Genomic DNA, 13,335 nt, shown 5'->3' with positions numbered 1-13,335 from the left:
GTATTATAGACCTACTCGCCGAATAAATCACCAAGTGATAAAAAAAAACCCGCAACCAACTATATGGTCGCGGGTTGATTTGGAAATACGATGGTGACTAGAAACGAACCCGTGCTCTAACACCGTATGTACGTGGACGGTTGAAAAAGCGCGTATTATCAAACTGCGTGATAATAATAGCTTGCTCACGTTGCTCGTCTGTCAGGTTGTTGACGTACGCCTCAAACCGAAGCTTGTCGTCATCACCATGCGAGTATCCAACACCAGCGTCGAATGTCCAATATCCTTCAACTTTATCATTAAGACGAAGCCTTGGATTATCTGGATTTTGATAGTCAATACCATTGAAAAAAGTCATGAACTGTGACGAACGGTAACCAGCAGACCCAATAAAGTCCCAACGACCCGTGTCTGTTTCAATCGCCTTAGATACAGAACCATTGAACTGGACGTTTGGTGTCCTCGGTAACTCGTTACCTTCAATGGACTGGTTCACGGCTTCAGTTGGAGAGACATCTGCCTGAAAGCGGCTGTCCTGGATCTCCTGAGAGCCAACGATCTCCGTTTCAAGGAAAAGCAGATTTGCTTTCAAGTTCCAATTACCAGGGAACTGTAAACTACCATCGAATTGTGCACCATAAATTTCAGCATCCGAAGCATTAAACGTAAAACTGTTTACCTGGCCTCCCAATCTAGTTATTTGGTCGTCGGTCAGATCAATACCTTCAAATTGCAGAATCTGAGCGGTGGACTGTAAACTAGTAAGCTGCAGATCTACGTAATCATAGAAAAATGCTGTGGCATTAAACGTAGCATCGACGTCACCAATAGTGAACTCGTTTTTAGACCCCACCTCGTAAAGAGTTACGCTCTCCTCTTTGTATGTCGGTGCCAAAGTGTCAGTGTCAAAATCTTGTGGAGCATTATCAGCAGGGCTAGCCACTGCAATACCATCAGTATCTGCAACGTTATCGTTAAAACCACCAGATTTGTTGCCAGTCGCAACAAGCGCATAAAGGAGATTGTCGTCAGACAAATCGTATTCTGCCCGCAAACGCCAGTCCAAAAAGTCAGCCTGAGTACTACCGTTTTGAATAGCGAAGCTAGAATTAAACGGCGCCAGAGAGAAATCAATTACGCCATCAAAATCGGGCACGAAGTTGGCACAACTACCCACAAAAGCGAAAGACCCTTCACACTCAGGCCTTGTGGTCGGGTCCGGAAAGACATCCTGAATTTGCTGACCATTCGGGAAAACATCATCGAAACCATCTCGGTTGCCAAACGTGCGAATACCATCAAAGAAGAACGCGATGGATTCATTTGCATCAATTTGACCATCACCATTAGTATCAGGATTAAAAATAGTCCGATCCAGCCCAGTAAACTGGAACCCTTCAGTACCATGCGCCACACCGTTTATGAAGCAGCAGCTAAAGTCTGGACCGCCGATACCAAAAGCATAACGTGCATTTATTCCGAATCGGTTCTTTTCTTCTTCTGTGTAGCGCAGGCCGCCAGTCAACCTGAAACGGTCGCTCACATCATAGGTAGCATCTCCATAGAAGGAGAGACTCTCAGTATCCGTGCGCTGATTAAACTCCACCCCCTGAAAGAATGGATTTCTATCCCCGGTAGTGCCGAGGAAAGTCGCCTGATTTTCAAGGAAGTAGAACGCGCCCGCTGTCCACAAGAATTTTTCCTCCTCACCAAAAAGCCGTATTTCGTGAACGACAGATTCAGAATCCGTGATAAACTTTACTCGACTAAAATTATCGAACACAGAATCAAACGGCACGAACGTATCCAAAGCGCCCGCATAATTTGGACCAGCAGGCGTAATAAACTCGAAATCAAAAAGCAAATCTCGGTAAGAACCGATATATTCTACGTTAAAGTTATCAAACTCGTATTCCAGGTGCGCCTTAAAACCCCAATGCTCTGTATCTTCCCTAGGCGTAAACCCGCGCCCAAACACTTCTCTTGGGTCAGAAATGTCCTCTGGATTCACACCATTTCCTAACGGATTAGCATAGTTCGTACCGGTATAACCTGTACCCTTTTGCTCAATATAGTCATAGGTAAGAGTTAGCTTAGCTCTGTCGGTAAGCTCGTTGAGATATGTGGCGCGAAAACCCATGTCGTCAGCTGCTTCCGCAACACCAACGCCTTCTGCCTCCGAAGTAGGAATGCTTAGCCCCAAGTCGGCACTGTCTGGCGTCACGCTTTTATAGTAACTGTCATGCTCTTTAGAGAAACCGGCAATTCTGAATGCAGACGTATCTGTTAGGGGAATGTTTGCCATCCCTTCAACAGTTGTTTCATCAAAGTTACCGTATGATGCCTCGAGCATGAAGTCGCGCACACCAAGACCGGGCTTCCATGGAATGATGTTAACAGAGCCAGCCGTAGCATTTCGGCCACGCAACGTGCCCTGTGGCCCAAGATTCACTTCCACACGCTGGATATCAAAGAAAGCCGCCCCAAAACCAGATGGGCGAGGCACATAAACGTCATTAAGGTGCGTCGCACCGGCAGGGTCGCCAAGCTCTGTGTTATTACTGGAGCCAATACCACGGATGTAGATTTCTATATTGCCGGTATTATTTGAAATCGATAACCCAGGGACCTCACCATCCAAGTCTTGTATGTTTTGAACACCAACGGCCTTAAGATCATCACCATCAAAAACGGCAGCTGTACCTGCATAATCTTGCAGACTTTGCTCGCGGCGCTCAACTGTAACGATGATTACGTCTTCTTCCTCGAGAAGAGTCAGGTCATCTTCCTCATCCTGCGCAAACGCAGCTGGCGCTACCAGACAGCTCGAAAGTAGCAGCGACGTTAATATAGATTGTTTGCTTAAGCCCTTCATAATTTGCCTCCCACGGCTATAGTTATAGTTATGACAACGTTGTCTTTTTTTGGAATATAGCGCCGATAGCAAATCTTCGTCAATTGCATTTAGGCAACAGTCAGGACTTACCTGCTCTTGGAGCATGCTCTAACCGCGATGTTGATGCTCCAAACTTCATTTCATACGGTAAAAAAACAGGCTCGCGCTCAATATCCGGGTCCTCGCTGATATTTACGAGCAATCTGATCGCATCTACCCCAAGGCCGCGAACTGATTGATTAATTGTTGTCAGCCTCGGCCAGACAACCTCCGAAATCGTGCCTCCATCGAAGCCGACGAGAGAATACTCATCGGGAATTTGTATCTTTAGTTCATGAGCGCGCGCCAGCACGCCGGCTGCCATCTGATCATTAGATGCAAAAATAGCAGTTGGCGGCTCATCTAAAGCGAAAAATGTACCTGCGGCTTTCTTGCCAGAATCGAAATTAAAGTTTCCCGGCAAAACCAAGCAATCATCATATACTATCCCCGCTTCCTCTAAGGCTGTTTGATATCCGCGGTGACGCTCCCTTGCGGAATGATGGTTTGCTGGGCCTGCAATATGTCCAATTCGCATATGACCAAGAGAAAGGAGATAGTTTGTGATTTCTCGCGCCGCCTCAAAATCATTAATAGCCACGTAAGGCTCACCAGCCGCAGGATTAAGAGGCGATATCCGAACAAACGGAGTCGCGGTTCGCTCCAAAACACTCAAAACCCCGGGGTCATCGCAAACAGGCGGAGTAAGAAAAACGCCATCCACTTTTGTCGTAGCCAGAAACCTTTCAACCTGACTTGAAAGGTCATTATCTGACACAATTTCCACAACCAGGTGGTAACCTCTTTCTTGGCAGGCGCTAAGCGCGCCATGCAAAATGTCCGCAGAGTAGTCGCCTTGCGGGTTTTCATAAAGCAATCCGAAAGCGAAGGACTTATCCGCCCGCAGACTTCTTGCAAACAGGTTTCTCTTATAACCGAGATGCTCTATCGCCTCGACGACTTTTGCACGTGTACTTTGCCGTACAGAAACCTCGTTATTGATTACCCTTGACACAGTTTTTATTGAAACACCCGCCGATCGCGCGACATCAACAATGGTCGCAGCTCCAGCGCGCTTTGCATTAGATAACTCAGGCATCAATTTCGAAGGTCACATGCAAGTCAGCCTGCGAAGACCCCCCCACCCATAAGTCAAACTCTCCAGCCTCTACTCCATATTCCCTACACCTACGATAAAAAGACAAATCTTCCCGGGATAATGAGAAACGCATTGTTTGGGCCTCTCCAGAGCGGACAAGAACTCTATTGAAGGCCTTCAACTCTTTAACCGGCCTCGTAACACTTCCGACACGGTCACGCGTATAAAGTTGCACCACTTCAAAAGCATCTTGCAATCCTGTATTCCTAACACAAACGGACACATGCAGCTCCCCACCTCGGGACAGTTCATTCGAGAGAATATGAAGATCGCTATAAGTAAACTCTGTATACGACAAACCAAAACCAAAAGGGAATAGTGGCTCAAACCCATCATCAAGGTGAAAAGCCGTCATGCCAAAAGATGTTTGCTCGGCGCCTGCCGGAATATCATCAATAGACATGATGCTGTCATGCGTCGCAGGACGGCCCCCATTCTTCTTGCTATAGTAAATTGGCACCTGCCCAACGGACTTGGGCAATGTAAAAGGCAACTTTCCAGAAGGTGCCTTATGGCCAAATAATAAATCACAAATGGCTGGTCCCGTCATAGTTCCAGGATGCAAAGCAAACAAAACCGCATCAGCATGTGGCAACAGGTCGCCGATCGTCAAAGGGCGCCCCGATAGAATTACAACGATGATAGTTTTACCTGTAGCCTTCAGACGTCTGATCAATTCCACCTGTTCACCAGGTAGATCGATGTTAGCACGGCAATGAGCTTCGCCGGACAATATAGCCTCTTCGCCAATGATAGCCACAACCGCGTCCGCGTGTTGCGCCTTCTCAACAGCGAAGTCCGCCAATTCAGCACAGCTTGATCGCGTTGTCGCCAGACCTTTTTCAAACAACACCTCGCAATCTGGCTGCAATAGATCTTGAAATGCCTTTAATGGCGTCTCACTCCGCGCCGGATCACCGTCAAATACCCAAGTACCTAACTGTTCTCGATCTTGGTCAGCCATAGGACCGACAAGACAAATAGAAGAAAGCTTCTTTTGATTAAGCGGAAGGACAGAATCACTATTTTTTAATAGAATAAAGCTCTCTGATGCCTGACGGCGGGCACAGTCTTTAATTTCCGCCTCAGAAATTCCTGATTTGTAGTTCTTAGGTGTATACGGTCTATCGAAAAGACCAAGATTCTTTTTGAACTTGAGAACACTCATGGCCATAGAATCAACCGCCTCAATGCCAATCTGGCCGGAGCTGACCAAGTCAGCAAGGTGATTCTCATATGTATCGCTAGTCATCTCCACATCGATTCTAGCCTCTGCCGCCTGATAGGCAGACTCTTTATCATCAGAAGTTATACCATGAACGGACAATTGCTTAACGGAATCCCAGTCACTTACTACAAGACCAGCAAAACCCCATTCGTCACGCAACACACCGCGTATAAGGTCCCTATGCGCAGTTGCAGGTATACCATCCACATCACTTAAAGATGACATCACGGATGCCACACCTGCTGCGACGGCTGCTCTGAATGGCTCCAGATGAACATTGCGCAGTTCGAATTCCGACACATTAGTTGAGCCGTAATCTATACCCGCTTCGGAATCACCATACCCAACAAAATGCTTAGCACAGGCAGCGATAGACCCTTCGGCACTCAAATCATTTCCCTGAAACCCATCTATCATAGCCCGCCCGAATAGCGCATTCAGAAGAGGGTCCTCCCCAAAACTCTCAGCGATGCGCCCCCATCTCGGGTCACGCGAAACATCAATCATGGGAGCAAATGTCCAACGTATTCCGACAGCATAAGCTTCTAATGCTGCAAGATGGGCCGCTTCTCTCGCAAGATCAGTATCCCAAGTCGCGGCTTGACCGAGTGGTATCGGGAAAATTGTTTTGAAGCCGTGAATCACATCCCGGGCAAATACAAGCGGGACTCCAGCAGGGCTTTCATGAAGTGCAATTTCTTGTAACTCATTTACCAGATCTGGATCGACAACGTTAATGACTGAACCAACCCTACCATGGCGAATGGCTTCAAGGAGTGATGCATCAGATCGCCCCCCCGAACCATCAACCTGTCGCAATTGTCCGATCTTGTCACGCAGGCTCATCTTTTGAAGAGTAGCCCAGAGGTCTTTCCCTCTATTCTTTTCCAAAGCCACACTCATTGATTTTATCATACACCTTGACTCCGATTCTACTCGGACACGCTAGGCACGACACCACGACGGCCCTCAAGCTCTCGTCTAATTTCGCGGGCCTTTTCCTTCGTAATACCAAAAGTTGCAACCGCCCAGATTGCAATGCCAGAAGCGACGACAGGAACAAATGCGTCAAACAGCCGCAAAAGTACAATTGTTCGCTCACTTTGATCGCCACCTAACGCGACATCGAAACCGGTGGCATTGAGCAAAAATCCACCACCAGCAAGTGCAGCTGCCATACCCAGCTTGACAACCCACCAGTAAATCGAACCAAACATTCCCTCGCGGCGTTGATTTGTTTTCAACTCATCCATATCCACAACATCGGCCATCATCGATGGCATCAGCGTAAAAAGTCCCCCGAGCCCAAATGCAATCAGAGGCGCGGGAAGGAGGACGAGAATTGGATATTCCGGACTATAACAGAACCATTTCAATGCATAACCAATCATTGAAATTGCTGTCGAAAGCGCAAACGCTTTCCTCTTTCCGATTTTTGTCCCAACCCAGGTTATAAATGCGATGACGCCAAAGGTTGAAAATGTAGCGACCGTCCCAGCATACCCCGCATAGGTTGCGCCAGCCACCTGATCTCCGTCAAAAACATAGTAAATTATGACATACGTTTGGAATGCAGCGATCAGAATGAAACCATTAAATACAAGAAATGTTGCAATGCAGAGCTTCAAAAATGGCAAAAACTTCAATGCCCTGTAGAAACCAAGCGCGAAATCAGCAACGCGCGCTGAAATACCTATAGTCTTGGCTGCCTGGGCTTTGTCACCTGGATTTCCGGAGGGCACGCGCTCACGGAGGAAAATCGCCGGCAAAACGCCTGCTGCAATGACGAAGACACCGATAACTATCGCAACACCAGCGGCCCCTTCGACCATATCGTCGAATAATACGTCCCATTGCATAATAAGGAGAAGCCACGGCGGGATAAAGTATGCCAACTGACCAATAAAATTCTGGGTACCCATTAATCGGGTGCGCTCGTTATAATCCGGCGTCATTTCATATCCCAGAGCAACCCATGGCGTCGCAAAAATTGTGTAAGCAAGGTAGAATGCCAAGGAGCCTATTAGGAAATACCAAAAATAAAACGTCTCACTTTGCCCTTCCGGCAATTGCCATAAGGCGATGAAAATGATCCCAACAAGAATAGCGCCAACAAATATGTAGGGCCTTCTCCTTCCCCACCGCGTTCTGGTATTGTCCGAAATATAGCCCATCAGCGGGTCGGTTAGCGCATCAAAAAAGCGTGGGAGCGCCCCCAACAAACCGACGAGCGCCGGGTTCATTCCCAAGCCCAAATTGAGGACAATCATCATCCCGCCAATCGAACCAGCAAGGAGATTATTTACAAAAGCCCCGGATCCATAAACAAGTTTCTGAAACAATGGCACCCGGTCTTCAGGCTTGGTAGTCTCCATCAGAGATCACCTGAATCGTGGGCGCTTTTTTTGTACACTCGAACCCAGTCAACCTGCATAGCCTTTGGGAAGCCTAACAAAGAGACGCCACCTTCGTTCTCAGCTTCAGGTAAATGACCACCTATTGCGACGTTTAGTATCATATGAAAAGGTTGGTCGAATGGAGAATTTGGGGGTAGCTTTGTAAACATTGCCTGCGGCCCCCAGTCTTTGGATGTCAGGGTAGAATAATGCATTCCGTCCACGAACCAAGAAATCGATCCTTCCCGCCATTCAACGGAGTAAACATGAAAACCTTCATCTGACGGTGGCAGTTCAGTTTCGTCGCCCTTGTATTTATTACGAGGCCATTCACCGCCGTAGTGAACTGTGCCAACAACACTGTTTTCCAAGCCCCCCTCACACTTCTCACACTTCGCACCTAGGTTTACCACCTCAGCAATGTCAATTTCGCCAGACGCCGCCCATGCGCCATACTTCTCTTCAGTTGGCAACATCCAGATCGCTGGCCACATGCCTTGTCCCCTCGGCATTTTAGCCCGCACCTCAAATCGTCCGTAAGTCCAATCCGCTTTACCCTTTGTATTTAGTCGAGCCGACGTAAAAGGTTGCTCTTTTTTTGCGCGTCTCTCTTCAACGGATAGACCTTCTCGCATTTTTCGAGGCAGGGCCGGACCAGATGCTGTTTCATAACGGGCCACAATATTAAGGTAACCATCTGCTACGAATGAGTTTTCAGGTCTCTTAGTGTAACATTGGCGCTCTTCGTTTCCGCCGCCCCAGCAATCGACTTCATGAGACCATTTGGTGAAATCAATTTCATCACCATTAAATTCGTCGGACCAAACAAGCTCCCAATTCCCATCGTCCGCCTCAAGCGCTACCGCCCCATAGCCCAATACGCAGCTGGCAATCGCAGCTACCATCAGCCAATACTTTTTTGACATTTTTTCCACCCTATTTTTTTTAATTCACAATCTACTATTGTGTTTGACGCATCACCATAGTCGAAAAAAACGGAGAAGACAACGTTGTCATTTTTGATCGCTTCGAGTATGTGCAATCCGTGCCCTTAGAAAGCTCAGGACAGGAAAGTGTCTAAAAAGTACTACGATGGGAAACTCCATTACCACAGTCCAGCTCAACCGAAGGACCGACAAAACCTGCTAGTCGCGTTCAATCAGATTCGTAACGACAAGTTCCATGGCATTTCTTTCAGTCCATATGTTGATAATCAAGGCCCAGGGTCTGTTATCTCTAAGGCACAAATCTCCGAAAGAATAAGAATCATCGTGCCATTTGTGAACTGGGTGCGTACTTTCTCGTGTACAGATGGAAATGAGTATATCCCGGAGATCGCTAAGTCCTGTGGCCTAAAAACGATGGTTGGCGCCTGGATTGATGACGACAGAGAGCGGAATGAACTTGAACTCGAAAATGCAATAGACATCGCCAAAGCGGGACATGCTGATATTTTGGCTATTGGTAACGAAGTGCTACTGCGCGATGAAATATCTGAAGAAGAATTGATAGATTACATCGAACGCGCCAAAGCGGCGGTTGGGGCTATTCCAGTTGGCTACGTTGATGCTTATTTCAAGTTCGAAGACCACCCACGTGTAGCGGCAGCCTGCGAGACTATTCTAGTCAATTGCTACCCTTTCTGGGAGGGATATCCAGCTGAGCATGCACATATTTACATGAGAGAGATGTATCGCCGCGCCCAACGTGTCTCCGACGGCAAAAAAGTGGTGATAGCCGAAACCGGTTGGCCAAATGTAGGCACGCCGGAAGAAAGCGCTGTTCCATCCCCTGAGAATGCTATGAGTTATTTCATTGATGCTTACCAGTGGGCTGAGGAGGAAGGAATCGAAATTTTCTATTTTTCTTCGTTCGACGAGTCTTGGAAAATTGAAAAAGAGGGAGATGTTGGTGCCTTTTGGGGGCTTTGGGATAAGGACGGCGCGCCTAAATATTCATTATAAATATCTTTTCATGCAAAAATTTCAATCAGTTGCCTAAGCATGAGCGACGCGAGAATAACTTAGAGGTTAAAGAGATATGCGCGATAAAATATTATATGCGATTTCATTGATCCTGTTTTGTTGCATTTCTGCGTGTGAGCCAAAGGCGAGTGAGGAAATACCAGTTAGCGGGGTAAATTACATGCAATCAAAAAGTGACTTAATTGCCGGCGAGACTATGGCAATTGCATACTCTGGTTTTCGAGAAGGTCAGTATCCAGATCGAGGGGCCGGTGCCAATAACCCGAGTCGAGCGGAAATCCTCGAGGACTTGAAAATACTTATAGACAATGAATTTACCTTGATCCGGCTTTATGATTCAGGTGAAAATGCCAAGACTACTCTTGAAATCATTCGCGAAGAACGCCTTCCTATCAAGGTACTTTTAGGCATCTGGCTTGACGCTGAACTTAGCAATCACGAAGGGTGCCCATGGCTCACTGAGCCTATCTCTGTCGAGAGGCTTGCAGGTAACAAGATTCGAAATTCCGAAGAAATCGAACGAGGGATCGACTTAGCCACCACGTTCAGCGACATCATCATCGCTATAAATATCGGCAATGAAGCACTCGTCTCTTGGACAGATCATATGGTTCCTGTGGATCAAGTGATTGCCTATGTAAGAGATGTGAAGTCTCGAACATCACAACCCGTTACAGTCGCAGAAAATTATGCCTGGTGGATTGAGAGCGGCTTACCCCTAGCTAACGAACTGGATTTCATTGGCGTACATACATATCCCATTTGGGAAGAGCGCGATACAGAAGACGGCCTTGAGTACACTGCAGAGAACATCCTTGGCGTGCAGCAAGCTCTGCCGGGTAAGACGATTGCTATTCTCGAAGCTGGATGGGCCACAATTGCAAGTGAGTTCGGCCCGAGGGCCAGTGAAGAAAAGCAACTCCGATATTTTACAGACATTTCCTCTTGGGCGCGGGACACAAATACGACAGTTTTCTTCTTTGAAGCGTTCGACGAACCATGGAAAGGAGACCCGAATGATCCGCTAGGGGCCGAGAAGCACTGGGGTTTATTTTACGTAGATCGCTCACCAAAGTTAGCCATGCAGCCGCGCTAACACCCTATACGTAAAAACATAAATCAACCGATTTAAAGTAGGATTGGCGGGGTCTAACCAAACAGACCACAAGCGGAGCAGGTCTGCTTCCCCATTGAACGCAGCCACGAGTGCTAAGAATATGGTTGGTTTGAAGTGGGAGGGTCACGGCGAAGGGGTAGTTTTCCGTGTCACGGCAATGACGTGCTTCCTAGTTTCTTCGAAATTTAGCTGAAGTTTTTTATTCCAGCCACTCACTTCAGCAGAGTACTGACTATTTCTGACCGCACACATAGCGCACACGAACACCATTAACTCATTGATATTATTGTATTTTTCACCCAATCGATCATCGAACAAGCGAAGCAAGTCATCCTTTTCAATATCGAAGATCGCCATACTTCAACCTCCGAACAATAATTTATTATCTTTCGATGATGCTGCACCGATAGCGATGATAATCGCTCAAGCCCAGCCGGAAAATGGGCTCTGCTGTGGCACAAGGCTTGAGCGGGTTTAGTTAGTATTCTTCTGCATAGCAGCACCTGATTTGAGAACTTGCTGGCTCGGGGCGTCGGCACTGACAAAGCGGCACCGCGCATATACGCACCGACAGAGAGGCCATAGACGCGCAACAAGTTTACCATAAGAGGATGCGTCCAATACATATTTGGGATAAATAATTTCTGAACCCCACATAACGCTAACGCAGAACCGCCATGGATAAAACAAGCCTCGAATTCATTAGAAGGCATTCAAGAGAAAATCATAAAAAGGACCGAGAAGCCTTTCTTGAACTCGCACAGACATATGACGAATGGATCAGGGGCGAACTAGAGTTGGATGATAAGGAAGTAAAACTACAAGCCGTAGTATTTGCTGGTCGCTTTCCCGGCTTGGCGGATTATATCCATGACTACTACAGAACCAGTGGCGATGTATCAAAGCAGCACCTGAATGCCGTCGTAGAAGCTGCTCAACTGATCAGGGCATCACAAGTCGGATTCTTCGTCTCTTAATGAGTGGAATAAATTCTATACCTTGGACAATATATTGTCCCATCACTGAATTTATTTTCACCGGTAACAATTATTTTTGCATAAGAATTTCAACGTGAAAAAGGTACTGAATTTCAGCATCAATAAAACCATGAATTCCGCGTGTTCAAGCGTATCATTTTCTATGTGACTGACGCAGTTGCCAGCAGTAATTCGCCTTCTTAAAATCACTCATCATTTTCCTGCCATACTTGCCGCAATATTCTCAGCAACAGCTGCTGCCGCAGCATGGCGTGGATCATCAGCTAAATGAGCATACCGTGCCGTTGTTTGCGGTTGGCTATGACCAAGTAGTGAGCCAATCAATGGAAGTGACATGCCGCCCGCGACAGCAAACGACGCAAAACTGTGGCGTAAGTCGTGCAGTCGAACATCTTTAAGACCTGCCCTTGCTCTAATCCGCCTCCATGGTCTTTGCAAATTGACAAGGTGAGTTCCATCTTTCATCCCACATATGACGTACGGATTATTCTTCATTTTTGGCAATGCGGAAAGCAAATCAAGGGCGGGAGCTGGAACAACGATTGTTTTCTTGCCAGTTTTAGAGTCTGACAAACGAATTAAACGTGCCTCAATGTCAACATCGGTCCATTTCAGGGTCAGAATTTCACTAAGGCGGGCTCCGGTGAGTAAAAGCAGCCTGACTGCAACAATGACGTACGGGCTTTCTCCTTCGCTTTCCGCTTCTATTAACGCCTCTCCAAGCCGGATCAATTCATCTTGATTCAAAAACCGTTCACGCTTCGATTCTTTGAATTTCTTGATGTGACGGCATGGGTTTGAATAGTCGGGCCTGACGCCCCACGCCTCAGCTTTTGTAAACATATGAGACAAGAGCGCTAGCACCCGATTTGCTCCGTAAGGCCTGTCGCTCATTTTATTGATAATCTTGGCTATGTGTTCACGCTTTACTTCACCAATTTTCATTTTGCCAATGAAAGGAAATATATGTAGACGCAGATTACGGTGGTCTTCCTCTACTGAGCGTGGCTTTTTAGTTGGGATTGCATGTTCGCGCATGTACCGCTCAGCAAACTGACCCACAGTTTCGGACTTTGCAGCCTGCTGCCGTGTTGCAACTGGATCATTCCCTAGCGAAATTTCAGCCAACAGGCGCTGCGCCTCCTTTCGGGCAGTTTCAGGCGTAAATGGTCCGTGCCTGCCAATTGTCAACCATCTCTGAACCGCGCCACTTCTAAACTTTAAGCAATAGGATTTTGTTCCACCCTTAGAGACCCGAAGGCCGTAACCGCTCAATTTGCGATCCCAAATCGTCTCGCCCGGCTTGGCGGCATCAACGCGCCTTTTTGTAATAGTATCTGTCAATGTAACGGCTCCTGATTCATCAACGCCAAGTAACGTGCTACCACCATGCTACCACATGGGAAGAATTATCAGGTATTTCAATATCTCTATGTATAAGCATTTTGCTGATAATTGTTTCTCTGTGTAATGCCAGGAAAGCGAATATACCGTCAGTCTTCACATTCCTAATCTGG

Annotated in this window: 10 protein-coding genes; 3 read left to right on the top strand and 7 right to left on the bottom strand. The window is 47.1% G+C overall.

Going from position 1 to position 13,335, the window contains the following annotated elements; translation table 11 throughout:
* Window positions 1-97 precede the first annotated feature (97 nt).
* From RAL90_RS04120 to RAL90_RS04100, 5 genes are all read right to left on the bottom strand, one after another.
* Window positions 98-2,875, bottom strand: coding sequence for a TonB-dependent receptor (locus RAL90_RS04120; protein WP_306253258.1), 2,778 nt, complete (start codon window positions 2,873-2,875; stop codon window positions 98-100).
* Window positions 2,876-2,975: 100 nt separating this feature from the next.
* On the bottom strand, window positions 2,976-4,034 hold the full coding sequence (locus RAL90_RS04115; RefSeq protein ID WP_306253257.1) for a LacI family DNA-binding transcriptional regulator: 1,059 nt from the start codon (window positions 4,032-4,034) through the stop codon (window positions 2,976-2,978).
* Complete coding sequence (locus tag RAL90_RS04110; protein ID WP_306253256.1) at window positions 4,027-6,237, bottom strand: glycoside hydrolase family 3 N-terminal domain-containing protein; 2,211 nt, start codon at window positions 6,235-6,237, stop codon at window positions 4,027-4,029. Before RAL90_RS04110 ends, RAL90_RS04115 begins: the two co-directional genes overlap by 8 nt.
* A 17-nt stretch (window positions 6,238-6,254) precedes the next feature.
* The gene (locus tag RAL90_RS04105; protein ID WP_306253255.1) at window positions 6,255-7,697 is read right to left on the bottom strand and encodes an MFS transporter; all 1,443 of its coding nucleotides are present in this window, start codon (window positions 7,695-7,697) and stop codon (window positions 6,255-6,257) included.
* Window positions 7,697-8,644 carry a glycoside hydrolase family 16 protein gene (locus RAL90_RS04100; RefSeq protein ID WP_306253254.1) on the bottom strand — a complete coding sequence of 316 codons (948 nt, stop codon included), beginning with the start codon at window positions 8,642-8,644 and terminating at the stop codon, window positions 7,697-7,699. The genes RAL90_RS04105 and RAL90_RS04100 overlap by 1 nt, the downstream gene beginning before the upstream one ends.
* Before the next feature lie 216 nt (window positions 8,645-8,860).
* On the opposite strand from RAL90_RS04100, the gene RAL90_RS04095 reads away from it, so the two are divergent.
* On the top strand, window positions 8,861-9,682 hold the full coding sequence (locus RAL90_RS04095) for a glycosyl hydrolase family 17 protein (RefSeq protein ID WP_372340424.1): 822 nt from the start codon (window positions 8,861-8,863) through the stop codon (window positions 9,680-9,682).
* A gap of 76 nt (window positions 9,683-9,758) precedes the next feature.
* Window positions 9,759-10,799, top strand: a complete 1,041-nt coding sequence (locus tag RAL90_RS04090; protein ID WP_306253252.1) for a hypothetical protein — start codon at window positions 9,759-9,761, stop codon at window positions 10,797-10,799.
* 144 nt (window positions 10,800-10,943) lie between these two features.
* Here RAL90_RS04090 and RAL90_RS04085 read toward each other — a convergent pair whose 3' ends face one another.
* Window positions 10,944-11,177: a hypothetical protein gene (locus RAL90_RS04085; protein WP_306253251.1), complete on the bottom strand. Its 234-nt coding sequence runs from the start codon at window positions 11,175-11,177 to the stop codon at window positions 10,944-10,946.
* 320 nt (window positions 11,178-11,497) lie between these two features.
* Between RAL90_RS04085 and RAL90_RS04080 the strand changes: the two genes are divergently transcribed.
* Window positions 11,498-11,797, top strand: a complete 300-nt coding sequence (locus RAL90_RS04080; RefSeq protein WP_306253250.1) for a hypothetical protein — start codon at window positions 11,498-11,500, stop codon at window positions 11,795-11,797.
* 213 nt (window positions 11,798-12,010) lie between these two features.
* Here RAL90_RS04080 and RAL90_RS04075 read toward each other — a convergent pair whose 3' ends face one another.
* Window positions 12,011-13,162: a site-specific integrase gene (locus RAL90_RS04075; protein WP_306253249.1), complete on the bottom strand. Its 1,152-nt coding sequence runs from the start codon at window positions 13,160-13,162 to the stop codon at window positions 12,011-12,013.
* Window positions 13,163-13,335: the final 173 nt, after the last annotated feature.

It is taken from the genome of Parvularcula sp. IMCC14364, assembly GCF_030758415.1.
Classification (GTDB): Bacteria; Pseudomonadota; Alphaproteobacteria; order Caulobacterales; family Parvularculaceae; genus Aquisalinus.
Note: the sequence above shows the minus strand (reverse complement) of the source record. Positions and strands in the feature narration are given on the sequence as shown.

Excerpts from the sequence above, each read along its gene's own strand:
- RAL90_RS04120 (WP_306253258.1), bottom strand. The coding sequence starts at position 2,875 with ATGAAGGGCTTAAGCAAACAATCTATATTAACGTCGCTGCTACTTTCG.
- RAL90_RS04115 (WP_306253257.1), bottom strand. The coding sequence starts at position 4,034 with ATGCCTGAGTTATCTAATGCAAAGCGCGCTGGAGCTGCGACCATTGTT.
- RAL90_RS04110 (WP_306253256.1), bottom strand. The coding sequence starts at position 6,237 with ATGATAAAATCAATGAGTGTGGCTTTGGAAAAGAATAGAGGGAAAGAC.
- RAL90_RS04105 (WP_306253255.1), bottom strand. The coding sequence starts at position 7,697 with ATGGAGACTACCAAGCCTGAAGACCGGGTGCCATTGTTTCAGAAACTT.
- RAL90_RS04100 (WP_306253254.1), bottom strand. The coding sequence starts at position 8,644 with ATGTCAAAAAAGTATTGGCTGATGGTAGCTGCGATTGCCAGCTGCGTA.
- RAL90_RS04090 (WP_306253252.1), top strand. The coding sequence starts at position 9,759 with ATGCGCGATAAAATATTATATGCGATTTCATTGATCCTGTTTTGTTGC.
- RAL90_RS04085 (WP_306253251.1), bottom strand. The coding sequence starts at position 11,177 with ATGGCGATCTTCGATATTGAAAAGGATGACTTGCTTCGCTTGTTCGAT.
- RAL90_RS04080 (WP_306253250.1), top strand. The coding sequence starts at position 11,498 with ATGGATAAAACAAGCCTCGAATTCATTAGAAGGCATTCAAGAGAAAAT.